Origin of the sequence: Stieleria sedimenti (assembly GCF_025060895.1) — a bacterium.
GTDB classification, from domain to species: Bacteria; Planctomycetota; Planctomycetia; order Pirellulales; family Pirellulaceae; genus Stieleria; species Stieleria sedimenti.
The window spans coordinates 1-22,686 of sequence record NZ_JANZKV010000313.1 but is presented as its reverse complement, the minus strand read 5'-3'; the positions used below and the strand labels follow the sequence as shown (position 1 = coordinate 22,686).

The following is a 22,686-nucleotide window of genomic DNA, read 5'->3' as shown; positions in this document are numbered from 1 at the left end:
TAACTTAGCGGTATTGGGCGCAAGCCAGAACCTTGCCTGGAATCGCAAGCTGGAAGCTTACGCCACAGGGTTAGGATCCACGTCTCGATACGCCTGGATCACCGCCGCTTCGCCGTCGATCCCCTTGCCGGCGTTCTTGTGTTCCATCCCCATGATGCCGCTGTACCCGCGCCCGCGCAGATGCGCGAACACGTTTCGGTAATTGATCTCGCCCGTGCCGGGTTCGCGTCGTCCCGGATTATCACCGCATTGAAAATACGCGATTTCGTCCCAGCAGCGGTCGATATTCGGAATCAAGTTCCCTTCGCTGATCTGCTGGTGGTAAATGTCATACAAAATCTTGCACGAGTCACGGGCGACGGCTTTGCAGATCAAATAGGCTTGTGGGGAGCTGTGCAGCAGGACGCCCGGATGGTTCGTCTTGCGGTTCAGAGGTTCCAACACCATCACCAAACCGTGCGGTTCGACCACGTCACAGCACCGCTTCAGCAGATCGATGCAATTGGCCATTTGATAGTCCCGCGGCAGTTTGGGATCGACCAATCCTGGAACGACGGTCAAGTAGGTTGCGTTGACGCGTCGAGCCACATCGACAATTTCTCGCATGGTTTCCAAGATCTCGTCGCGGGCGGCTTGGTTGTCCCCGGCAAAATTGACCGCATTCCAGACCCCCTTGAGTGCCGAGATGACGCCCATCTTCATCTCCAGCCGTTCCATTTCCTTCGCGATCGCCGCTTGTTGCTCGACCGGACGATCCTTCATCGGGTTGTCCTCCCAGGCGCGGAATCCCTGATCGGCCGCAAAGCGAAGCTGGTCCAACAGATCGTCGCCGGCCGAATGGGCAAACATGTCAAAATGCGGCGCGTAGTTCAACGTGAACGGCCGCAATCGCTCCGCGGCAACGGCCTGTTGTCCGTGCATGGTCGCTGCGAGCGTGGCGGCCACGGTCGCTTTCAAAAATTCACGTCGATCCATCACAGCACCTTCGTTTCACCGGGTTTCGCAATCGCATAAGAACCGTCGTCCAGCGGTTGGATCGGCGCGGGCGCGTCCCAGGATTCCGCATCGGTCGTCATCACCTTTTCACTGGCCATCGCTTCGTCCCATTCAACGGTCTTGCCAGAATAGGTGGCCAGCCGGCCCAAAATCGCCGTCATCGTGCTGCTGGCGCTATAGTCGACTTCATGATGCGGCGTGTCTTCGACCACCGCTTTCATCAACGCGTTCCATTCGACTTGATACGGGCTTTGGTAATCCTTGCCACGTCTCCGCGGTGATTCCCAAATCGTTTTGTCACCGCTGGAAAGCGCACACCGCGTGGTGCTCAACTCTGCAACGCCTTGGGTACCGACGATCTGTTCGGCGACCAACTTGCTGCAGCCTGGGATCTGGCGACAGTAGCTGTGCAGAATCGTTCCATCGGCGTATTCGTAGTTGACGGCATGGTGGTCAAAGATGTTGCCGTACTTCTTGTCGGTTCGCACTTGCCGCCCGCCCATCCCTTCGGCCCGGACGGGGTGATCACCGAACGCCCAGTTACAGACGTCTAAATTATGGATGTGCTGTTCGCAAATATGATCACCGCTCAACCAGTCAAAGAAGTACCAGTTACGGACCTGGTACTGCAATTCAGTCATCTCCTCACGCGGCATCGCGGTTTTGGCGGGAAAGCCGGTGTTCCAAAAACAACGCATCGAAACGATTCGTCCGATTTCGCCCCCGTGAATCCGCTTCATCGCCTCCAGATAAATGTCTTGATGGTGCCGTTGCAGCCCCACGCCGACCTTCAGGTTCGCTTGCCGAGCTTTTTCGCCCGACGCTAAAATCCGTCGCACGCCGTGGGCATCGCTGGCCAACGGCTTTTCCATGAACACGTGTTTGCCCGCATTGACCGCTGCTTCGAAATGCAGCGGTCGATAGCCGGGAGGCCCGGTCAAGATGACCAGATCGACGTCGGAATCGATGATCTTTCGGTAGGCGTCCAAGCCGACGTACTGGCGTTCCGGTGGGACATCGATGGCGTTGCCAAAACCGCTGCCCTGTTCGACATTCGACTTGCCGGCTTTCCCACGCATCAGCGAGCTGTGGCTGATCCGCAAGCGGTCCGGAAACGCATCGGCCATTGCCCACAGCACCGCGTCGCGGCCGGTGGACAGGGAATGTGCCGCGGCACCGGTGCCACGGCCCCCACAGCCGATCAATCCGATCTTGATGCGATCCGATCCCGCTGCATAGGCCCGCGTGGCCAGCGCCGAGGGCACGACACCGGCCGCCAAAGTCGATGCGATCACCCCCCGTCGTGTTAATCCGCAGGATGAAGACTTTGTGTTGGGTTCCTCGTTCATTTTCCGTCCCGCCTTTCTGTGGGGAAGAATTCGTTTGGTCGTCCCAGCGTCGTGCTTGGTCTGCTGTGGATCGGCTAGTATATCCAATGGCAATGCCCCCCGCGCGATCCCACGCGCCCGTTCCAACACGTCTCAGGTCGAAATGAAACGATGGACGAACCCTACACTCCGATCAGCTGTGCCTTCTACGATCAACTCGAAATCCTGGCGATGCGCAAATCGCCGACCACGATCCGCTACCGAGACGACGAAGAACACGAGCAACAGACCAGGGCGGTGGTGGTCGATGTTTATTCCAAAGACAAACAGGAATGGGTGAAGCTCGACGACGGGACGATCATTCGCCTGGATCGCCTGATCAGCGCCGACGGCCATCCCTCGTCCGGTGAATGTCAGTCCTAGCGTTTCGTCAAGAATGAAAAGTGGGGTAAGCTTCCAGCTTGCCATCTCGTTTCACTCGTGAAACGCAAGCTGGAAGCTTACGCCACTCACGACGACGCGCCTCGATTTCGTTGGTGTCAGCAGAATTCCAGAACCGCCTTCACGCATCCGTCTTTTCCGCCGGCAAACGTCTGATAGGCTTCTTCAGCGTCTTCCACGCCGAACCGATGGGTAAAGCACCACGACAGATCCATCGGCTCTTTCAACAGCATTTCCGGCAAGACATCCATGTAGCTCCGTGCGGGACAGCGTCCGGTGCGATAGGTAAGATTTTTGTCATACGCTTGGGCGGGGCTGAAGGCGAATTCCGGCGTGCAATGACAACCGATCACCGACATGCGACCTCCGGGGCGAATCAAGCGATACGCCAACGCTTGGGCCTCGGGTAAACCGACAAACTCCATCACCCCATCGGCGCCGCGTCCATCGGTCGCCGCATGTACCGCTGACACGGCCTCGTCGGCATTTTCAAACACGGTCGCACCGAGTTGTTCGGCAATTTGCAAACGTGCCGTATTGGGATCGACCGCAAACAGGTTGCGCGCTCCCATCCGACGTGCACACTCAATCGCAAGCAACCCGACGGTTCCGCATCCGACGATCGCATAAACCTCTCCGTCGACCGACTGCGGATCGATGGCCATCGACGCACCGAAAGACCCGGTGCTTAAATTGTCGCCGAGCAACAGCGCCGCTTCGCCATGCAATCCCTCGGGGACTTTCATCAGCGTGCCATCGGCCAGCGGCACTCGGACCCGTTCAGCCTGCGCGCCGTGCAGCCCGACCGCGTTCTGACGCCATCCAAACAGTTGCCCGCTGGGACAACGTGACGACAATCCACGCCGGCAATAAAAGCACGTTCCGCAATTCGTCGTGAACGGACTGAAGACACGATCTCCGATCGCAATCCCCCGCACCGCTTCGCCCACTTCGACCACGCGGCCGACGAATTCGTGCCCCATCACCGTGCCGCAATCCAAGCCGACCTCGCGACCGAAGTACGGATGCAAATCACTGCCACACAGCCCGGCCAGCTCGACCTCCACCACCGCATCAGTGACCGCTTCCAGTTTCGCATCCGGAATGCTTTGCACGGAAACGTCTTTGACGGATTGAAAACAAACGGCGCGCATCGATGGGGATCTATTGCCTAAGGAAACGTTAGACACGGGGCGAACAAGGTACGCCGCCGTCGTGTCCGCATGACCAGCACGCAAGTTATCAGCAAAAGCAGAACACAGGAAGAAGGCTCGGGGATCGCTGCCGGACGGAACGCCAGCCCGATCGGGCTGGGCGTCAGTCCCAGGCTTCCGACGCGAGTCGCATTTCCCGTCGTCTTATTCGTCTATAGACTGGACGAATTGCCGTCGGCCAAAAACAGCACCGGCTCGGCATACACTGCGAGCGGTGAAACAACCCACCAGGCAACGACACAGCTGATACGTCGCAACAAGCATTGATTCATCTCGATCGTGTTCCTTTCCAGCAGTGGCAACGGCACAGCTTTTCCCAACGAATCTCTCACCAAACGGTGCGCTCGATCGCTTGGCTGGGCGCGGTTTCCCCGCATCCCTTCTATCCCGGCCTTGCCACTCTAACTCCAATTCACGCAGGCATCAACAATTCGGAGCCGTCCAAACGGCTACAATGCAAAAGGCCGACGAACAACACGGATGACGGAAACACAAAATGAACCACTCCAATCCTGTCACCTACCACCTCGGCAATGATCCACAGATGCTCCGCGCGTCGAAAGCGGCGCGGGAATCGTTTCGACGATTCTTCAATTGTATCAGCCAGGACTTCAACCGCATCGTCCCGGCTTGCGAACTGTCCTGTGTGAAGGTCCCTTTTTGCGACGACTTTTCCGATCCCGACTCTGACCTGGAGCACATGTGGATCGAGCAGGTTGATTTTGATGGCATCCATGTCACCGGCGTGCTGCTCAACGCTCCCAACAAACTGCGTTCGGTCACCGAGGGCGCCGACGTGGAGATTCCGCTGCCCCAACTGGACGATTGGCTGTGCGTGATCGATGATGTGGTCTATGGCGGTTTCACCGTGCAAGTGATCCGTTCGCGAATGGATACGGTCGAGCGTCAGCGTCACGACAAAGCGTGGGAATTGGATTTCCCGCCTCCGGAATCCGTCAACATTCCCGCAACCAGCGACGCGTTCGAAACCACGATTGCGACGGTGCTCGCCCAACAGATCGCAGCCGACCCCGCCGTCGTCCACGAAGTGTTTGACGGCGGCCGAACATTGCTGCACATGGTCTCTTTGTTCGGGAGGGAAAAATCAGTGAACGTGCTGCTGGAAAACAATGCTAATGTCCATGCAACATGCGATCGTGGTTGGACGGCGTTTGATTACGCCCGATCACTCGACTGGACAGACGTGATGGAGTCACTAAAACAAGCCGGCGGCTGATTGCCGTCCACCTCCCAAGAACCTAGTGCCCCGAAGGATCGGCGGACGTTGATGTCAAAGGCAAAGATGTCGAAGGCAAAACAGTGCCAATCGCCGGGTCGTGCGTGCCGCTTCGCCGTGCTCCTGCCCGTCGTCGCCATCCTGTTGATCGGATGCTCTCCTCCGGCACCGACTAAGCCGACGCTCCGCATGATTCGCATCGGAGTGTTGCCCGATGAAAGCCGCGGCATGTTGCAACAACGGTACTTGCCACTGGTCGCCTATCTGGAAGACAGCACCGATTTGTCATGCAAGTTGGTGCTGCATGAATCCTACGAGGAATTGCAGGCCGCCTTTGAAAAGGGCGCCGTCGAATTGGCATGGCTGGGCGGCTACACCTTTGTCAAACTGAACCGCTCGCATCATGCCGTCCCCTTGGTTTCACGCGACCGCGACCTGCGTTTCACCAGCTACTACCTGACCCGGGCAGACGAATCGGCGACGGCGTTGGGCGATTTTCGCGGCCGTCGATTTGCCTTCGGCTCGCGTCTTTCCACCTCCGGGCACCTGATGCCCCGATACTTCATGCGGGAATCAGGCATCGATCCAGAAACGTTTTTTGAATCGGTCATTTATACCGGCGCCCATGATGCGACGGCCATCGCGGTTCGGGACGGCGAGGTCGATCTGGGCGTTGCCAACGGCCCGATCATCGAATCCATGTTCGCTTCGAAACGGATCAGCCGAAACGCAATTCGCGTCATGCGGGAAACGCCGCCCTATGTGGATTACGTCTGGGCGTGTCAATCCGACCTGCCTGCAGCGGTTCGAACGAAACTCCGCGACGCGTTTCTGAACTTGTCCGAGGCCGATCCCGCAAACGCCACTATCTTGGATCACCTGTTGGCCAAGTACTTCGTCCCCGTCCACCCCGACGATTTTGATGCGTTGCAAAGCATCGTCGACGAAATTGCCCCGTCAGGAGAACCACGATGAAACGTGCTCTCCCCGCGACCAGGGAATCATCGCGAACCATTTTCACCTATATCGTTCTGCTGGTCGTGATCACCATCCTCGTCAGCTGGGCGATCGCCGGAACCCTGATCCAGCGACGCATTGCGGTCAACCGACTGAGCCGAAACTCGAACAGTTATCACTCGGCCACGCGTCTGTCGCTTTCGAAAATCCAGTCCGAACTGAGTTTGCTTCGACAACATCGTTACCAGGCCCTGCTCGAACCCTCTGATTCCATCCTCGCCGAGGAAGTGCGTCGGGAAACGAGACGTTCGGCCTACATCATCAATCAACGCCTGAGCAAGATTCAGCGGATCCAACGCCAGTTCAACGAGCACCCATTCGAAGCCACCACACGGCGTCTTGCCGAAGCCGTTGCCGCGTTGAATGAAGCCGGCGAAAGCCCGCAAGCGTCTCCGCTTTTGCAGGCGGACGCTTTGGAGAGAATTGGGATTCGTTGCATTCAACTCGATCGACTCCACGCCCAAGCGTTTCGCGACGACGCACGCTTGATGCAGAGCCTGGAGGATTCGCGAATGTTCCTGGCATCGGTCATCAGCCTTTCCGGGCTGGGACTTGCGGCGATCGTCACTGTACTGGTGTTCGCCAAACGCGCCGTCAACCGTCGCGACGAAATGGAACGAAAACTGGCCCAGCGGGCGATTCAAGCCGAGTTGCTCTATCGCGCCGTGACGATGTCCGAAGACACCTCGTCGTACCGTGAAGCCCTGGAGAAATGCGTCAAAATTGTTTGCCAGATGACCGACTGGAGCGTCGGACACGTGTATTGGCCGTCCCCGTCTGAACCGTCACGGCTGGTCTCGGCTGACATCTGGCACTTTTCCAATCCCGCTCGTTTGGAAAGTTTCCGCCAGGCGAGTGAAAACACATTTTTCATCACCGGAAATTGCTTGCCCGGCCAAATCTGGGAATCCGGACGACCGGCTTGGATCGTGGATATCCAACAAGATCCAAACTTCATCCGCAAATCATTGTGCGAATCCCATGGGCTTCGCAGTGCGCTCGGATTTCCAATCGTCATCGACGGACAGGTGGTGGCGATTCTGGAATTCTTCAGTGAACGCACGATTCAAGCCGACGAGGTGATGCTGTTGATGGCGCGCAGCGTCGGGGAACAGGTCGGACGTGTCTTGGAACACATCCAAGTGAAGGAATTGCAACGTCGCCATCACGAACGTGTCCAAGCTGAACTCAATGAAGCGAAAAAGGAACTGGTCGTCAAAACGCGTCTGGCAGCGATCGGCCAAGTCTCGGCGCAGGTCGCGCATGAAATCCGAAACCCGTTGGGCGCCATCAGCAATGCCATCTACTACTTGCAACGCAATCCCCAAATTGACCAACAGAAAAAGACGCAGTATCTGAATTTGATGAATCACGAGATCGCGACGTGCAACGAATTCATTGACGAATTGCTTGACGTCACGCGTCGCAGAAAAATGGATCGCAAACCGATCCGTCTTTCGGACCTGGTCGAACGGGTTCTTTCCAGGTCGAATCTCCCACAGAATATCGATCTTCAGGTACATTGTAGTCCTGACACCTTCGAGTGTTTCGTCGACGAGGACCATTTCGTTCAGGTGCTTCAAAACCTGCTGAATAATTCGATAGATGCGTTGCTGGCGACGGGCGGACAGATCCAGATCTCCGCACGGCGGACCGATGATCGCGACGTCATCGCCGTTCGCGATTCCGGGCCCGGCATTCCGATGCCAGACCGCGGCTCGGTATTCGACGTGTTGTTCACGACAAAATCCTCCGGAAACGGCTTGGGGCTTGCCATTTGTAAACAAATTGTCGAACAACACGGCGGAACGATCCGGGTCGCGGAGGGCGAATCAGAGGGGACGGAGTTTCAAATCAGCCTCCCCTCCGTGCCGGCCACATCAAACTCACCCCCGTCCCAGACTCACTGAACCGAAAATGCCCCGAGCCCCAAGCAGCGCATCATGATCGCCGATCACGCCCACGAAGCCTGCGTGATGTCTGGCGAGGTGTGCTCAGGTGAACAGTCCCCCGTCATGCGTTTGCAAAGGAGTTTAGGAAAAGATCGTGAGTAATGCGGCCGCCGCACAATCGAACTTGCTGATCGTCGACGACGAGCCCAACCAGTTGTTGACGCTGCGCGACATCTTCGAAAGCGAAGGCTTTCAGGTTTGCACCTGCCAGTCCTACGACGAAGCGATGGAGCAATGTGGCAATCAAGTCTTTGCCGTCGCGATCCTCGATTTGCAGCTGCACGGACAAGACGGCATCGGCTTGTTGCGGCAGATGCAACAGCTTCAACCGGCGATGCGAGTGATCATCCACACCGGCTACGGGTCGTTTCACTCCGCCAAGGACGCCGTCAATTTGGGTGCCTTTGCCTACGTCGAAAAATCTTACGATCCCGCCGAACTGATTCTGCGGGTGCACCGCGCGGCCAAAGATCTTCTCTCCGAAGCGCTCTCCCACTCCGAACAAAAGTTTCGGGAGCTTCTCGACGACGTCAAGGCGATCGTCTGGGAATGCCGCCTCCCCCAACGTCGCTTCACCTTCGTCAGCCAACAGGCCGAATCCATCTTGGGATTCCCCGTCCATCGCTGGATCGATGAACCGACGTTTTGGGACGAACGGATTGTTGAAGAAGACCGATCACGCTACGAAGCGTTTTTCACCGCCGATGCCGCTAGGGCGGATGGCTCCCGCGACGGTGACCTGGAATTACGTGTCGTCGCGTCCGACGGACGCATCGTCTGGCTGCACATCGTCACGCACCTGGTCCTGGATGCCGACGGCAATCCCCAGATGCTGCGCGGAGCGATGTTTGATGTGACCCACCAAAAAGTCTCCGAGCAACAACTTCGGGACATGGAAATTCAGCTCGAACACGTCTCTCGGCTGACCACCCTGGGCGAAATGGTTGCCGGGATCGCCCACGAAATCAATCAACCACTCGCCGCGATTGCCAACTTTGCTGTCGCCGCCAAAGTCGCGATCGCCAAAGACAAATGCGAACATTCCATGCCCGTCGAATCGTGGCTGGAAACCATCTGCGACCAAACCGAAAACTGCGGCCAGATCATTCGTGGGCTGCGCAGCTTCGTCAAACGCGGCCATGGTGACCAACAATGGATCGACCTGAATCAGATCGTTCGTGATTCGGTCGACCTGGTCGAATGCAATCCGCACAACCAATGCGCCGAATTCGTCTGTCCCCATCCCGACACGCCACTGATGGTCTTCGGTAACCCCGTCCAGTTGCGACAAGTCTTGGTCAACCTGCTGCAAAATGCATGCGATGCGACACGGGATCGCGTTCATCCCACGATCGCCATCAACGTCGCCGTCGGTGGGGAACACGCCCGCGTCTCCGTCCGTGACAACGGCACGGGGATCGCACCGGAACAACAGGCGAAAGTGTTCGACGCCTTTTATACCACCAAACAGGAGGGGATCGGCATGGGTTTAGCCATCAGCAAGTCCATCGTCGAAGCCCACGGTGGAAAACTCTCGTACGATTCGTCGTCCGACGGATCTACGTTCTACATCGCCCTGCCGCTGTCCAACGACAGCCCCCAAACCGACGCCCCACCACAAGAACACTCGCTCTCATGAATCCCCAGCGTCCTGCCGGCCAGCAAGCCTCCTTCGTCACCGCGACCGACCTGGAAGTCGACCGGGGGCTCGGCGGCTTCGGTGCATTCGCCGACCCCTACGATTCTGAAACGGTCGCCGACAAACGCGATCAATGACTCTATACTATCCAATCGCCGGCTCCCCAAGACACCCGGCGAAAACGACCAACCACTCCCTTGACCGGCACAATGAAAACTTTCTCAACCTATCGATTCGCCTTCGTCCTCGCTCTTGCCTGCTTCTCTGTCGCACCCAGTGTCCGCGGTGACGAACCGGCGACGGACACAGGCGGCGAGTCCGAATGGATCCAACTGTTCAACGGCAAAAACCTGGACGGCTGGATTCCCAAGATTCGCCACCACGCGCTGGGCGAAAACTATGGCAACACGTTTCGCGTGGAAGACGGGCTGCTGAAGGTTCGTTATGACGAATCGGCCTACAAGACTTTCGACGAACGCTTCGGGCACCTGTTTTACACCAAGCCGTTTTCGCACTACCGATTACGCGTCGTCTATCGCTTTGTCGGCGATCAAGTCAAAGGCGGCCCGGGCTGGGCGACCCGCAACAGCGGTCTGATGCTTCACGGCGAAGACCCAAAGATGATGACGATCGATCAGGACTTCCCGACCTCGATCGAAGTCCAACTGCTGGGAGGCAACGGCAAAGACGAACGGACGACGTTGAATCTCTGTACCCCCGGTACCAACGTGGTCATGAACGGAAAGCTATTCCTGCCCCACTGCACGTCGTCCAGCTCCAAAACGTACCACGGCGAACAATGGGTGACCGCCGAAGTCGAAGTCCGCGGCTCCAAACTGGTCCGACACATCATCGAAGGCGAGACGGTGCTCGAATACACCCAGCCACAACTGGATGATCGCGACCCGCACGCGGCAATGCTGGCAGACAAACAAGGCGGCAACCTGCTCGACCAAGGCACGATCTCGTTGCAATCGGAAAGCCACCCCTGTGACTTCCGCTCCGTCGAACTCATGATCCTGGACGAATGATCCAGGCTCCATCCCCAAGCTCCCCACTGGTTCCCATGCTCCGCGCTACGCCGTGAACGATTTCTTTCCTGTGTTTTACGAGGTGTTAGCGGCAGGGCGCGAGCCCTCCGGCTTGCGCCTCTTTGCCGAAACACCGGAGGGCTCGCGCCCTTCCGCTAATAAATTGTTCACGGCGTAGTGATCCGCGTGGGAACACGCCAATATCCCGAAGGGATCTCAGCGAGTAGCCGGAGGTCAGCGCAGCGCCACCTCCGGACCAAGCCCCCATGCTCGCCTCGACCCCGGATGGGGTCGCAGCGAACGCTCAGCAACGCACGGAAAATAAATGGGATAGGCCTCCAGCCTGTCGACGCCGGAATGACAGGCTGGCAACCTTTCCCACTTGAAAAATCCGACACTTCTTTTCCGTTCATTTCTCATCCGCCGCCCAGCGATGCCTCCGGTGAAGCGGAACGATTCGTGAGTGCCTCTTCGCTCAAATCCGCACCGAAGCGAAAAACGTCGTCTTCTCTTCTTCAAACGCTTCCAGTTTCGCCTTCCCCTCCTCGCTCGGTTCGGGCAGTCGCCCCTCCTCCAAGTCTTCCTCGGTCCACTCCACCCGTGGCATGCCGCATCCGATCAAGATGACCTGATCACCGACCAGGTAATACTCCACCGCCATGTCGGTTAGCGTCATCCCGCCGCTGCTGTTGCCCTTGCTGCCGGAGTGCCCGTCGCGCTCGACGCTTTCGCCTCCGTAGACATCCGACATGATCATCCTTCCGGCGCGCAACGACAATTGCATCTGACTGGGGTTCAGATACTCGTAAGTATCGACCCCGACGAAAAACGTCGCGCCGGTCGCGGCGCTCTCGAAGACCTGAGCCTCGATCGATGTCGGCGGCTTTTCGACGGACTGGCCTTCCGGGACGACAAAGGACACGCCGCTGACCGAGCCGGCTTGGAAACCCGCAGGAACCTCGACCGCCCCTGACGACTTCGCCGGGCTCGACTTGGCCTGCTTCGATCCCTTCGATTGGACCGCCAACACGGCCAGACCGATCACCAGTCCCAAAACGACGACGGCTCCCGAACCGATCCCGATCCACAACAACTTCTTATTGACCGCCCCCTTGGGGCCAGTCCCCGAGGAGCCGGTGGCCGGTTTGGACGTCGGCTGCGCCGCCGCGGGCGCCAGCGCTCCGTTGGCGGCGGGGAACGCGGATCCACCGCCGCCCGGAAGTCCGCCCACGGGAAACCCGCCCGCCGCAGGCGCAGCCGCGGGCAGGTCCAGGTTGCCGAAATCGAAACCGCCCGACGGCGATCCACCCGAGGCCGGGGCTTCGGCAAACGGGTCAGCCGCAAAGGGGTCCGCTGCCAATGGATCCGTGCCCGCCGCCGCGGCACCCGCGGTATCAAAGCCGCCGCTGGGCAGGTCGGCGAAGGGATTGTCGTCGGCAAACGGCGACTCCTCCGCAGCCGGCGCGGTGACCTTTTTCGCCACAGGCTTCCGCTGCGCCGCCGCTTTGGCGACTGCCTGCTTGCGTGCAGGTTGTTTTGCCCCAGGTTGTTTTGCCGCGGATTGTTTTGCCGCGGATTGCTGCGCCCCGTTTTTCGGCGCGGGCTTGGCTGACGGTTTTGCCGCCTGCCCAGTCGGCTTCGACGCCGCTTCCTTGCCGGGCACTTTCAGCACCGTCTGGCACTTGGGACATTTTACTTTTACGGCGACCGCTTGCTGCTCTAGCTTCATCAGCGTCGCGCACTTGGGGCACTTAATCGTGAGCATGTTGTTTCTCAAGTCGGTCGAGTTGCTCCTGGGCGTACTTTTGCGCTTCTTCCAGCTTTTTGGGGTCGATCAGGTTTTGGACCTTCACTTCGCAAAACCACTCCGACCCGTTGTTCTTGACCTTGACCATGATGTCGTAGGGCGCGTCGGGGCAATAGGCCGCCGCGATGTGCGTGTCGTCATTTTGCAGCGCGTGGCGGAACCCGCGCAGGATTGCGTCGTCGGCGACGTTGTGCCAGGGGTTGGACGACTCATCGGCCAGCGCGGTTTCCAGCGCCATGCACAGGTCGACTTCGTCGAACGTTTCCGTCGGCGGCTTGATTTGCAGTTGAGCGCTCTTCTTCAGATAGTTCGCCAACCGCCATTCGGCCTTGAACGGTTTGCCGTTCCAGGTGTGGTCGATGTTGTAGATCGCGCCGTGGTTGGCGTGCTCTTCGAACAGCAGCTCGTTGGCTTCGCGAAACGAGAGCATGCCGTCCAGCGGCGGCGCTTCCGGCAGACAGCCCGTGGTGTTGGCCACGACCAACAGCGTCGTGATCGCGACCGACAATCGATCAACGTTCCTTGTCCAGAAACTCCGCCGTTTGTGAATTTGCATCGCATCGCCCGATTCAGAATCATTCTCAATGAAGGTGAAACCGCCATCGAGAAATGATACTCCAATCGGATCCCACCGTGTTGCCAACTGTCCCTCGACACCACGCAACCCAAAAAGCTACCGATTCGACCCGCTACCGATTCGACCCGCTGCCCACCACGCCAAATCGGTCGCGATCGCCGCGCCCCATTGCGGCGACATCTGCCAACCAGCCCCGGCACGGCACGGCGGATACGCCATCTCGCCACCGGCCACCGACCTGATCCTCCTTGCAGACCGAGCATCCCGCGGTCCAGCGTCCAGCCGGCACCGGATCCCGAACGAGCACTGGCATGGAAGCAACTGCGAAACGGAACGGTCGCCTGCGCCGCCGAACCCGCTCGATTACCGGCGGGACGCCCCAACGCGAGGGAGGAGAAATTGAAGTTGTGAGAAACCGCAGGGGTGGGCCGAAAAGAAACAGTTGGCCTGATGGTACGGCAAGCAGCGAAAATCCCGGCCCGCCCCCGCGAACCTTCGCAGACCACTGAAAGTCTAGGCAGAGTCGGCCTTGCAAAACATTTTCGGTTCGCTAAACTTCCTCGTCTCAACCCCGCACCCCTAGCTCAACTGGATAGAGCATCGGTCTACGGAACCGAAGGTTAGAGGTTCGAATCCTCTGGGGTGTACTCAAAAACCACGTTTTGCCAATGCAAAACGTGGTTTTTTTGTTGCCGGGACCGCGGCCTCTTGCCAGTCGAACCGGCCGCCTTCGATCCCCTCAAACCCTGGACCGATCAGGCTATGCTGGAGGCAAAGCCATCGCTTCTGGCAATCGATCTGAGGACCGCTGAAAAGTTGATCCCAAACTACACCGCTCAGGACTACGCGACTTCGTCCTCGTCGATCCCGACACCAAGTCCATCGATCGCGCCCGAGTGCAAATCTGCGACGACTGCATTGTCGAATTCGACGCCTCACTTCTGGGCTAGCATCCAAGCCAAATCGGCCGCGAATCGTGCGCGTCCGGTTCACTCATGAAGCATCGACGCGCTGCGTTCGAATGCGAGCGACCTACCTGACGCTCTCCGCGACTCCAGCTTTGGGGTATCGCCCTTTGCTTTCGCCCCGTTTGCACTTCACGGCACAACCATGCATTGATCCTCTCATTAGGCGGGCAAAATTTTCGTTGTCCCAGGGCACCAAATCACCAAGTCCTCGATGAGCGCCAAAGCCTCCGTCAGGCCGCGGCGCCACGTTGCCTGCCAGCGGTCATGGATTCGCCGAGGGTTGTTGTGGAGGCAACAGCGAAGGCCTGTAACGAGCTTCGCCCGAGGCCGCAGCCAATCGTTGGGGGCGAGCGAATCGCCGTCGCAGACACTCCGGTGGTTTGCTCGTGCGTAGACGATGGTGAAAGCCGACAAGCCCCTGCGGTGAACCTCAGGCAAAGCGTTGGTGAGAGCGTTTGAGCCGCCGGCGAAAGAGCAAGGTCGGACCGAACAACATGGCCACAGTACACATAGATGACGGTTCGGGAACGGCCATCGCCGAGAACGTTATGCCGGTGACGTGAGAGAATCCGAGGGGGCCAATGCTCGTAGCGGCGCCGTTAGTCGTATCAATGGAGTACAACGTGTTACCTGCAGCGTCCGCAGCGAACAAAACACCGTTCGGATCGAAGGCCAAAGAGCGGAACTGTGCACCTGGCACTCCGAATGCCCCCACCGTTGTGAGAGCTCCCGAGGTCGGGTTGATCGTAAGGAGATTTCCATCGATGAAATCGCTTGCGAAAAGCGTTCCATCATCGGCAAAAGCAAGTCCGCTGATATTAGTATTGGAAACGGTAGATAGAGCCGTCGCCGCCCCTGTCGTCGTGTTGATCGTAATGACACTGTCTGTGCCGTCATCGATTCCGAAAAGCGTGCCGGTGTTGTCAAATGCCAAGCCAATCACGTTGGGGAAGCCCCCGAAGGAACCGACAACTACTGCTGCTCCGGTGTTCGGATCGATTGACAAGAGTTCGTCTGAGTCATACTTGGTACCAAACAGGTCACCGGTGCTGTTGGCAGCGATCTCGCCGACTCGACCGAAACCCAGTGGACCAATGGAACTAGCCGCGCCAGTGCTGGGGTTGATGTCAATCAGCTGATCCGTAGTCTCGTCAAAACCATATAAAACCAAACCGGCATTCGCCGGCGTCGATGCGAGCAACGCAAGTAAGAAACTAAAGAGAAGGGTTCGCATGGATGACTCCTGTTGTTACTTAAAATGGTGTTTTTTTCGGCTCTGAGATATTACGGATCGACGAAAATCATAGCAGCTTCGGTCACTGCACGTGCACCTTTGAATACATCCTTTCGGTGGGGTGGGTGTTTTGCCGCACCTCTCGTCGGTTGAAAGGCCGGATCAGGGGCATTGAGCGGCGAGTCCACAGCAGCATCGTCAATGGGGCTAGGAGATGTCGACGAGCGGGAATGAACCGGGGGTGGGGTGGACCAATGGACCGAGAACTGGAGTTACATCCCCCATCGAGAACGCGTCAGAAAAACCACCCCGCCCCAATAATGTTCGGCCCGGCGTTTGCACGGCGCGAGCATGCTACGATAGCAACGGGTGCTCCTGTTTGCAGCGGACCTGATCGGCCGGATGGCCAGCGGAGGCTAACGCCAGCTTCTGAGATGTTCTGGCCGAAGGTCATCCGCGCCGAACCTGTTGCAGCGTTTTGATCTCGTGTGGCCCCACGCGTTGATCATCAGCCCCACGACTCCCATCTGACCGGCGTTGCGTGATCGAATCGGTTTTTCTTTTACTATAAGACCGAAATCGTTGAACGCACGACGCGCCATTGTTTGGGAGTCGTGCGGCAGTGACGTTTCGAAAAGTCCCCGTGAGATCAAGACGCCGATTGCCATGGGACGGGGATGAACTGCGTGCAGGAGACTTCAGAAGCTGGCGTAAGCTTCTTCGGGAAGCATCGCGTCCGATAAGATGTCGACGCGTTTGAATCATTTCCTGGCGTTTCTCTGTCGTCCGTGAAACATCAACAACGGTCGCAAGGCCAAGACGATTCGGTTGATGTTACCGGGAAACTGCGACGCCCATTGCCGGCTTTTCGATCAGGGCACTTTTCTAACATCATCAGGTTGCGATGCTATGAGCGTGACATGGCAACCGCGACCAAGAAACGACCGAAGCGACGAAAACGCAGGCAAGCTGCTACGGCTGATCGTCCGGAGAAGGCGAAGACGGAGAAGCAGCCCGACCTGAAGATTGAAGGGCTCAAGTACGTCGAGATGCTCCAGCAGTGATCTGGTGTCACCCACCAACTGCAACCGATGCCACCCGGCTACGGGCATGCTAGCAGGAGCGTGCGTCTGCGTTGCCATGCTGGTTTGGTGGTGGCACCAAATTACACCCTTCGTGGATTTTAGTGGCTAATCGCTCAGGACCCAGGTTTTTCGAGGCATTGCTGCGATGTCCGAATGGGGGTTCGAGGACAAACGCTCGGTTCAAACGACCCTCCGCCGACACGGGGGCCGGCGGAGGGCACGAAGCACCTTCGGCGCATCGCAGACCAGGTGGGTCGGATGCTGGTGTTTCAATTCATGCTTCGCGGCGTCTGACGCACGGCATTGAGGGTGTCAAATTGGTGTTCGACACCTTTTCCAGGGCCTAAAACGGTTTGGCCGCAAGAAGACTCGATGATCGAAAGTTGTTTTTTTGTTTCAGGGGAGAATGCGACGTATGCTCCTAGGACGCCAAGCACAACGTTTGACAATCGCTCTCGGAGCCAAGCTATGCCCATCAGACTCGCGAGTACCCTATCCATTTCGCCACACGAAATGGCGGATCAGGAGAGGCGATCAGGGGAAAATGAACAGACAACACAACTCTTGTACCAGAGCATGGTTAAGTATGGGCTCATGTTAAAAGATGCGGGAAACTTGGCGAGCAACGACCGCAGCACTGCGAAGCAAAAGTTGTCAAATGCATTTGGTTCTTGGGTTGCGTCTCTCGAGTTTTTCCTAAGAGTGAAGCAATGGACGCGGCGTATTCCCGAAGACTTTCTCGGCATCTATGACAGGGCGTGGGAGGTATTTCGCCCACGGTCTCACTGGTACGCTTTAGGAGCGGCCCGCGAACCTTGGCTGATTGCGGCTTACGGTGGCAGGCACCATGGGCATATTTTCAGGATCCCCCATCACCATTGGTGGCCTGATGAAAGCAACCTTCGGATTCTGACCGATCCGCAGGAGGCAACCCCCAACTTCGTCGTGGGATATAATCGCGTCTACGATGAACTCATTGGTCTTCCGCAGGTAAAAGCACAGGTAAAGCTGCGGAGGCTTTCACCAATCGGCGGCTAAGAGTGACATTAAGGCCGGAAAAAGGTGTCCGACACGCGGAGCGACAAAAAGGGTCAGGAGCCTATTTGGCAGTTTGGGGGACTTGCGTGGTCGACTTCGCTTTCTCAGGGTCGACTCGAGGTTGTCTTTTCGGGCCGTCGTTTCGACCCATCCGGGCTCGCCGAATGGCTGACTGCGAGCGATTGCTCAATGCAGTCGTACCCGTTCGTTTTCGCTCACAGGTTCGTTCACCCGTTTGATCCATCCAGACGGCAGTGATCTGGTGCCACCCACCAACTGCAACCGATTCGGAGGTTCTGCCATTTAAGAGAAGGGTGGTCCGGCCATTTGGTGAGGTTTACGATCGAGGCCCGTCAGGGCTACGCTCGTAGGGCAGGACAGCAAAATCGCTTACCCGACGTGACGCGGCCCAGTGATTTGGTGTTTGGTGTCTGCGGCATTTGGGAAGGCTAAGGCACGCGATAAGAATATTACCTTGACGGAATATGCAGTGCGTGTAATGATTGCGGGGAGTGAGGGCAGTTGAGTTTCGACAAAAAAGGAGCGGTTTCAGGAGTTTGTCCGGAGATTGGAATCTGCCGGGAACTTGGCGACGGCGAAAGAAGCCCTGTCGCTACTTCGTGAAATGCTGACTGTGGTGGAGGACGAAATGTCCGGCATTCCAAACGATCCTGCGAGATGGCAGACCGATGGGCGGATGTATCCGCCTCAGGATGACAATGCTTGGGATGTTGAGAATCGCCCCGATTTGGTGCGGTATCGTTCGCGTGGCCACAATCCTTTGATTCGTGACAACGGTGCGATCGAGATTAGGGATCTGCAAGGTAACATCCTTCTTAGCAAGCCTGGAAGCGACGGCAACGGAGTTGATTTTGAGTAAGAATAAAAATCCAATTCAGATCCTTGGGGAGCAAATAACCAAAGAGTGCCCCGGTGCGTCGGTAACAGTCGACAAGCCAAAAAATGCGAGCGGTGTTTGGTTTCTCGACATCCTCAGGGATGGGCACACTGTCAATGTGCAGTGGCAGACAGACCGTGGGTTTGGAGTATCGAGTTCTCCTGATGCCGACTACGGCGAAAAGACAGATGAAGTCTATGGTGACGCTGATGCCGTGCGTCATCGCGTGCTTTCGTTACTGCTTTCGCGAGGGCAGACTTCGCCACCGGTTGCGGTCAGTTTGTCGCAACTGCGGCGTGAACTTGGTCTTTCACAGATTGAAATGGCGGAAAGACTGAGCGTTCAACAAGGGGCCGTGTCGAGAATGGAAAGGCGCGGCGACATCAAGATCAGCTCCTTGCGTGAGTATTGCCAGTCGCTTGGCGGAACGCTGAAATTGATGGCACAGTTTCCCAACGGATCTGCCAAGTTAATTCAACTCGAAGACGAACAGGAAACAGCATGAGTCTTGAGAATGGAATTGCTGGTGTGCGGTGCAACCTCTTGGTGATTCGATCTCGTCAGGTCGATCAGGCAGCCAGTTTCTACGAAGCCCTGGGCCTACATTTCACCAAACATCGCCACGGTGATGGGCCGGAACACTATGCGTCTGAGTCTGCCAGCCAGACGTTTGAAATCTACCCACTGGCAGAGAATGCTACGCCAACCACAGGGACACGAATCGGATTTGCCGTCGACGAAATTGACGCAGTTTTCCAGCGTCTTGTTGACGCCGGTGGCAAAGCAGTCAGCCGCCCCAAAGCTTCACCATGGGGGAAGACGCGCAGTCGTCTGCGATCCCGATGGTCACAAGATCGAACTGACAGCGACGACATAGGACGAGCTGGACTTGATTTCTCCGCCTACTGCGGTGCCTCGTCCGCCTCAGCCCTGTCTGCCGGGATGTATGGGATCAAGCCCTTCTTGAAGGCCGCTTGTTGAAGTTCCCGGGGGGCGTGCCGAACATCCATCATGATGCCGTTGACCTCCAGCATCCAGACCATCGGATTGTCGTCCATCTTGCTGGGAAGTGTCCATTTGGGATCGAGCTGCCGAATCCTAAGCATCGTCCGGATCTCTTTCAGCTTGGCCGCACCGGTGCTCTCCGCGATGCCGAAAGCTTCGTCGATGGAATACAAATTCAGGTGAGGAGTTTGGCTTGGATCATGAAGGAAGTTGGCCCATCCGATGGTTCGCACGACACCAGAGGCCCAAGTTTCCCGTCTACCACGAAGAAGCGGCGATGGTCGCTTCCTCGCCAAAACCGAAACCAACTCGCGGCACAGTACAGCGTATTCCTCGTTGAGGAACTTCCGGCAGAAGGCATCTGTCATTTGGGCCAGCTCCTCGGCAATCGCTTTGGCCTCGTCGGCTGCGGAGCGACCACCAAGGGCTGCCTTCACTTTCCGTGGCTGCTTCTTGGCCGTTTTCTGCTTGGGCTTTGGTGCAGCCTGATCCCCGAGCGACGTGACGATGCCGAATTTCTCTTTGGCCTGCTTGTACTCCTCGTTGAGCGACCGCTTGATGCCGCCGCCGAACCTGATGTTGTACCCTGCAAGCATGCCGTCATAGATGATCCTGCCCTGGTAAGGTAGCAGGACGGTTGCAACCAGCTGTGGCAGGTAGGGACCGATGACATCCACCATCGGGTCCGCCAGTCCCAGTACGCCATAGGCTTTGTTGGGGGAGTCGCCACTGGACAGAAAAACCGTGTACTTTTTCAGGTAGCGGAAGATATAGAACTTGCCCGGCAGAGCGTGTTTCCAACTGCCGACGATCTCCAATGCCTCGGCCCCCAGCCTTGCCGGGTTCTCTTTGACGAACTCGTCGATCAAATCCCGATGCTCGAACAGGGCATCGCGTATGGCCACCCTGATCTCGGGCGGCGTGGTCGTGTACTCCCGAGCGTCTGAGAAAGTCTCGGAAGACACGTCCAGCCTACGGTTCACGAACGATAGCAGGGCCGCATACAGGTCGTAAAACAGCTTTCCCTCGTCAGGTGTCAGGTTCATGATGATCGTCAGCTGGTGATGGTTGGTAGTTGAAATCCAGGCCGGTAGGTTCTGCCCAGGAAGTGGTTTGCCTGGGGGTGATTTACAAAGGTTTCTGTCGTTGCGTCGAATTGAAGTGTGGGACCGATTCGATAAGAAGCGTTCGCCAAATTGACTCCGGCGGCGTCCACCAGATGCCGTTTCATTTGTTCAAAGGATTCTGCAGCAACCTGATTTTCAGAAAGCGGTTGAGGCTGGTGACGGAAGGAAGCCTGATCACCCAGGCGGTACGAAAGATTGCCCAGGTGTGCCACCACGGCCGTGCGATGCCCATCCAGAACATCCGAGGCCAGATCCTCGCGTTTGCGGCTACGGATGCAATCGATAAAGTTCCGCAAGTGATCGCGTGATTCGTTTTCGGGAAGTCCACTCGCAGGGGCTCCCGCGATCTCTTCTCCCTTCGTCTGTCTATGGGGATAGAATTTACCGTCTTTGACGACGCCTGCATCGGTGTGGAAATCAATGCTCATTTTCAGGCGAGACCTCTTTCAGGTAAGGCCGCAAGGCGTCAAAACGCATCTCTGCCGCCGCGATCTGTTCGTCGGTGAGTTTGAGTTCGGAGACGATTGGCGAGGCGGGGATGGATCGCCCGGGGCCGTAATTGCGAGACAGCATATTCTTGAACACGCCTCGCTTCATCCAAATGCTCAAGTTGGCCCCACGCAGACTGCCCGGTTTTACCTTGACCATTTGAACAAACTTGTTGAACACGTCTTCCAGGGTTTTCGGGTCTTCACCACTTTGCTGCAATTCCCAGATGCGGGTGAGCACATCCGCGTACGCCGCGCGTTCGGTGATCACACCTTCCGATCCAAGCTGAGACTCTCTCAGCCAATGAAATCCACCTCGTGCACTGAACACCCGTCGCACGGGAGGCATAGCAGCGATCGACGTACGCATTCGTTCCAAAACGTCGCCAGCTTCCTCTTTGATGTACCCAAAATGCGGGAACTCCTTTGCCAGTTCGATCATCAGCTCCGGTGACGGGAGTGGCCCTTTGTAGGCGACGCCGCCGGTTGTTTGCAGAATGACCGGCCGCTTGGCCACTGCGGCCAGAGCTCTCCAGTACTGCCGCAGGTCCTGCTCTGATTTCCCCGAATCGGGAGGCCGAGAGATGATTGCTTCCGGTTCCAGTTTTTCAGCGTGCTCTGCGAAAGCGAGCATCTCTTCGGTATCGTTCCCCTGGACTCCAAGGCACAGCGAGGTGGGCAGGCTGCGCGCCGTCTCGGCCAAAACCTCCATCCCTTTCATCTTCTCGTCCATCGTCAACAGATCGACGCTATCTCCCGATTGAGGCCAGATCATTCCCGGGCAACCACCCCACGCAACGAACTTCGCTTCCTGCGCCAAGACGACGTAATCGACTTCGCCCGATTCAGTGAACGGAGTTGACAGAATCGGAAACGGTCCACGAATCTTGGGATCGGCTTGGGTGTTTGCCCCGTTCTGATCGGCCCACAAGGAACTCCTCGACAAAACCGTTCCCGCAACGACGCTCGAAACCCCAGCCAATGTGTCTTTGATGATGGTCCGCCGTGAACGACGTTGCTGAAATGTCATGGTGCTGCTCGGAATTCAAATCAAAAATGTAGATGACGGTAGCGTGGCCCCTCGGTGCCGACATTGAGTGCGACAACATTTGAGTGTTTCAACAATTGAGGGTGCGGTGAGTTTACATGATCGCAAACACCGACGAAACAGAATCGAAAAATACTGGGGTGATGGAGTGCGGCGACGGATCGCTTTCCGATTAGGCGACCAGCAGTGCCTCGAAGTAGAATTCCTACGTATCCAACACTCTTCAGAAGACTAGATCCAAAGGGCCTAATCCATGATGCGTCCCGTTATCATTTTCGCGTTTGCACTGTCCTGGTCCTTCGCTGCGTCCAGTTCGGCAAATGCACAGTCCCGTCTGATCGTCATGGCCGACATGGGGAATGAACCCGACGCTCTACGCAAAATTATCAAGCCAGGGACTGCCGTATCCGGCAGTGAAATTGCCACGCCGAATTTGGATGCCTTGGCGGCAACGGATTGAAGTTCACTCAGTTCTACAACACAGAGCAAAAGGGGCCACCCACGAATGGCACGGGCATTAGACAAATGGAACGCAACAACCGTTGGTGTGCAGGCT

23 protein-coding genes and 1 tRNA gene are annotated in these 22,686 nt (G+C 57.3%); 13 read left to right on the top strand and 11 right to left on the bottom strand.

From position 1 onward, the window contains the following. Positions 1 to 57: 57 nt before the first annotated feature. On the bottom strand, positions 58 to 975 hold the full coding sequence (locus tag NZK35_RS31790) for a hydroxypyruvate isomerase family protein (protein ID WP_259636562.1): 918 nt from the start codon (positions 973 to 975) through the stop codon (positions 58 to 60). Further along, positions 975 to 2,291, bottom strand: coding sequence for a Gfo/Idh/MocA family protein (locus NZK35_RS31785; RefSeq protein ID WP_259636561.1), 1,317 nt, complete (start codon positions 2,289 to 2,291; stop codon positions 975 to 977). The genes NZK35_RS31790 and NZK35_RS31785 overlap by 1 nt, the downstream gene beginning before the upstream one ends. A 204-nt stretch (positions 2,292 to 2,495) precedes the next feature. Between NZK35_RS31785 and NZK35_RS31780 the strand changes: the two genes are divergently transcribed. Then, the gene (locus tag NZK35_RS31780) at positions 2,496 to 2,747 is read left to right on the top strand and encodes a Rho-binding antiterminator (RefSeq protein WP_259636560.1); all 252 of its coding nucleotides are present in this window, start codon (positions 2,496 to 2,498) and stop codon (positions 2,745 to 2,747) included. A 116-nt stretch (positions 2,748 to 2,863) separates the two neighbouring features. On the opposite strand, the gene NZK35_RS31775 is transcribed toward NZK35_RS31780, so the two are convergent. Together NZK35_RS31775 and NZK35_RS35045 are read right to left on the bottom strand one after the other, a co-directional pair. After that, positions 2,864 to 3,919 (bottom strand): zinc-binding dehydrogenase, encoded by a 1,056-nt coding sequence (locus NZK35_RS31775; RefSeq protein ID WP_259636559.1) that lies wholly within the window; start codon positions 3,917 to 3,919, stop codon positions 2,864 to 2,866. A 17-nt stretch (positions 3,920 to 3,936) separates the two neighbouring features. Continuing rightward, entirely contained in the window at positions 3,937 to 4,044 is a 108-nt protein-coding gene (locus NZK35_RS35045; protein ID WP_407699862.1) for a PEP-CTERM sorting domain-containing protein, read from the bottom strand. A 431-nt stretch (positions 4,045 to 4,475) separates the two neighbouring features. Between NZK35_RS35045 and NZK35_RS31770 the strand changes: the two genes are divergently transcribed. From NZK35_RS31770 to NZK35_RS31745, 6 genes are all read left to right on the top strand, one after another. Next, positions 4,476 to 5,216 (top strand): DUF2314 domain-containing protein, encoded by a 741-nt coding sequence (locus tag NZK35_RS31770; protein ID WP_259636558.1) that lies wholly within the window; start codon positions 4,476 to 4,478, stop codon positions 5,214 to 5,216. Positions 5,217 to 5,282: 66 nt separating this feature from the next. After that, on the top strand, positions 5,283 to 6,191 hold the full coding sequence (gene phnD, locus NZK35_RS31765) for a phosphate/phosphite/phosphonate ABC transporter substrate-binding protein (RefSeq protein ID WP_259636557.1): 909 nt from the start codon (positions 5,283 to 5,285) through the stop codon (positions 6,189 to 6,191). After that, the gene (locus NZK35_RS31760; protein WP_259636556.1) at positions 6,188 to 8,143 is read left to right on the top strand and encodes an ATP-binding protein; all 1,956 of its coding nucleotides are present in this window, start codon (positions 6,188 to 6,190) and stop codon (positions 8,141 to 8,143) included. The genes phnD and NZK35_RS31760 overlap by 4 nt, the downstream gene beginning before the upstream one ends. Before the next feature lie 136 nt (positions 8,144 to 8,279). Further along, a complete protein-coding gene (locus NZK35_RS31755) occupies positions 8,280 to 9,824 on the top strand; it encodes a hybrid sensor histidine kinase/response regulator (RefSeq protein WP_259636555.1) in 1,545 nt (514 codons plus the stop codon). After that, positions 9,821 to 9,961: a hypothetical protein gene (locus tag NZK35_RS31750; protein WP_259636554.1), complete on the top strand. Its 141-nt coding sequence runs from the start codon at positions 9,821 to 9,823 to the stop codon at positions 9,959 to 9,961. Before NZK35_RS31755 ends, NZK35_RS31750 begins: the two co-directional genes overlap by 4 nt. Positions 9,962 to 10,033: 72 nt before the next feature. Beyond that, a complete protein-coding gene (locus tag NZK35_RS31745; RefSeq protein WP_259636553.1) occupies positions 10,034 to 10,855 on the top strand; it encodes a 3-keto-disaccharide hydrolase in 822 nt (273 codons plus the stop codon). Between the two features lie 475 nt (positions 10,856 to 11,330). On the opposite strand, the gene NZK35_RS31740 is transcribed toward NZK35_RS31745, so the two are convergent. Both NZK35_RS31740 and NZK35_RS31735 read right to left on the bottom strand, forming a co-directional pair. Beyond that, on the bottom strand, positions 11,331 to 12,620 hold the full coding sequence (locus NZK35_RS31740) for a zinc ribbon domain-containing protein (RefSeq protein WP_259636552.1): 1,290 nt from the start codon (positions 12,618 to 12,620) through the stop codon (positions 11,331 to 11,333). Then, positions 12,607 to 13,218: a hypothetical protein gene (locus NZK35_RS31735; RefSeq protein WP_259636551.1), complete on the bottom strand. Its 612-nt coding sequence runs from the start codon at positions 13,216 to 13,218 to the stop codon at positions 12,607 to 12,609. Before NZK35_RS31735 ends, NZK35_RS31740 begins: the two co-directional genes overlap by 14 nt. 594 nt (positions 13,219 to 13,812) lie before the next feature. Between NZK35_RS31735 and NZK35_RS31730 the strand changes: the two genes are divergently transcribed. Continuing rightward, a tRNA-Arg gene (locus NZK35_RS31730) sits at positions 13,813 to 13,886 on the top strand. 751 nt (positions 13,887 to 14,637) lie between these two features. Here NZK35_RS31730 and NZK35_RS31725 read toward each other — a convergent pair. Further along, positions 14,638 to 15,441 (bottom strand): Vgb family protein, encoded by an 804-nt coding sequence (locus NZK35_RS31725; protein ID WP_259636550.1) that lies wholly within the window; start codon positions 15,439 to 15,441, stop codon positions 14,638 to 14,640. Between the two features lie 920 nt (positions 15,442 to 16,361). Here NZK35_RS31725 and NZK35_RS31720 point away from each other — a divergent pair. From NZK35_RS31720 to NZK35_RS35040, 5 genes are all read left to right on the top strand, one after another. Then, a complete protein-coding gene (locus NZK35_RS31720; RefSeq protein ID WP_259636549.1) occupies positions 16,362 to 16,505 on the top strand; it encodes a hypothetical protein in 144 nt (47 codons plus the stop codon). 615 nt (positions 16,506 to 17,120) lie between these two features. Then, positions 17,121 to 17,564 carry a hypothetical protein gene (locus tag NZK35_RS31715; RefSeq protein ID WP_259636548.1) on the top strand — a complete coding sequence of 148 codons (444 nt, stop codon included), beginning with the start codon at positions 17,121 to 17,123 and terminating at the stop codon, positions 17,562 to 17,564. Between the two features lie 586 nt (positions 17,565 to 18,150). After that, positions 18,151 to 18,444, top strand: coding sequence for a hypothetical protein (locus tag NZK35_RS31710; RefSeq protein WP_259636547.1), 294 nt, complete (start codon positions 18,151 to 18,153; stop codon positions 18,442 to 18,444). After that, a complete protein-coding gene (locus tag NZK35_RS31705) occupies positions 18,437 to 18,967 on the top strand; it encodes a helix-turn-helix domain-containing protein (RefSeq protein WP_259636546.1) in 531 nt (176 codons plus the stop codon). The genes NZK35_RS31710 and NZK35_RS31705 overlap by 8 nt, the downstream gene beginning before the upstream one ends. Next, the gene (locus NZK35_RS35040; RefSeq protein WP_407699861.1) at positions 18,964 to 19,443 is read left to right on the top strand and encodes a VOC family protein; all 480 of its coding nucleotides are present in this window, start codon (positions 18,964 to 18,966) and stop codon (positions 19,441 to 19,443) included. Before NZK35_RS31705 ends, NZK35_RS35040 begins: the two co-directional genes overlap by 4 nt. Here NZK35_RS35040 and NZK35_RS31700 read toward each other — a convergent pair. The 4 genes from NZK35_RS31700 to NZK35_RS31685 form a co-directional block, all read right to left on the bottom strand. After that, entirely contained in the window at positions 19,365 to 20,513 is a 1,149-nt protein-coding gene (locus NZK35_RS31700; RefSeq protein ID WP_259636545.1) for a DUF6398 domain-containing protein, read from the bottom strand. The two genes, NZK35_RS35040 and NZK35_RS31700, sit on opposite strands and share 79 nt — an antisense overlap. 8 nt (positions 20,514 to 20,521) lie before the next feature. Next, positions 20,522 to 21,022, bottom strand: a complete 501-nt coding sequence (locus NZK35_RS31695) for a hypothetical protein (RefSeq protein WP_259636544.1) — start codon at positions 21,020 to 21,022, stop codon at positions 20,522 to 20,524. After that, positions 21,012 to 22,112 carry a dihydrodipicolinate synthase family protein gene (locus NZK35_RS31690; RefSeq protein ID WP_259636543.1) on the bottom strand — a complete coding sequence of 367 codons (1,101 nt, stop codon included), beginning with the start codon at positions 22,110 to 22,112 and terminating at the stop codon, positions 21,012 to 21,014. The genes NZK35_RS31695 and NZK35_RS31690 overlap by 11 nt, the downstream gene beginning before the upstream one ends. Before the next feature lie 264 nt (positions 22,113 to 22,376). Beyond that, positions 22,377 to 22,686 (bottom strand): hypothetical protein (locus tag NZK35_RS31685; protein ID WP_259636542.1); only part of this gene is annotated, 310 nt, incomplete at its 5' end.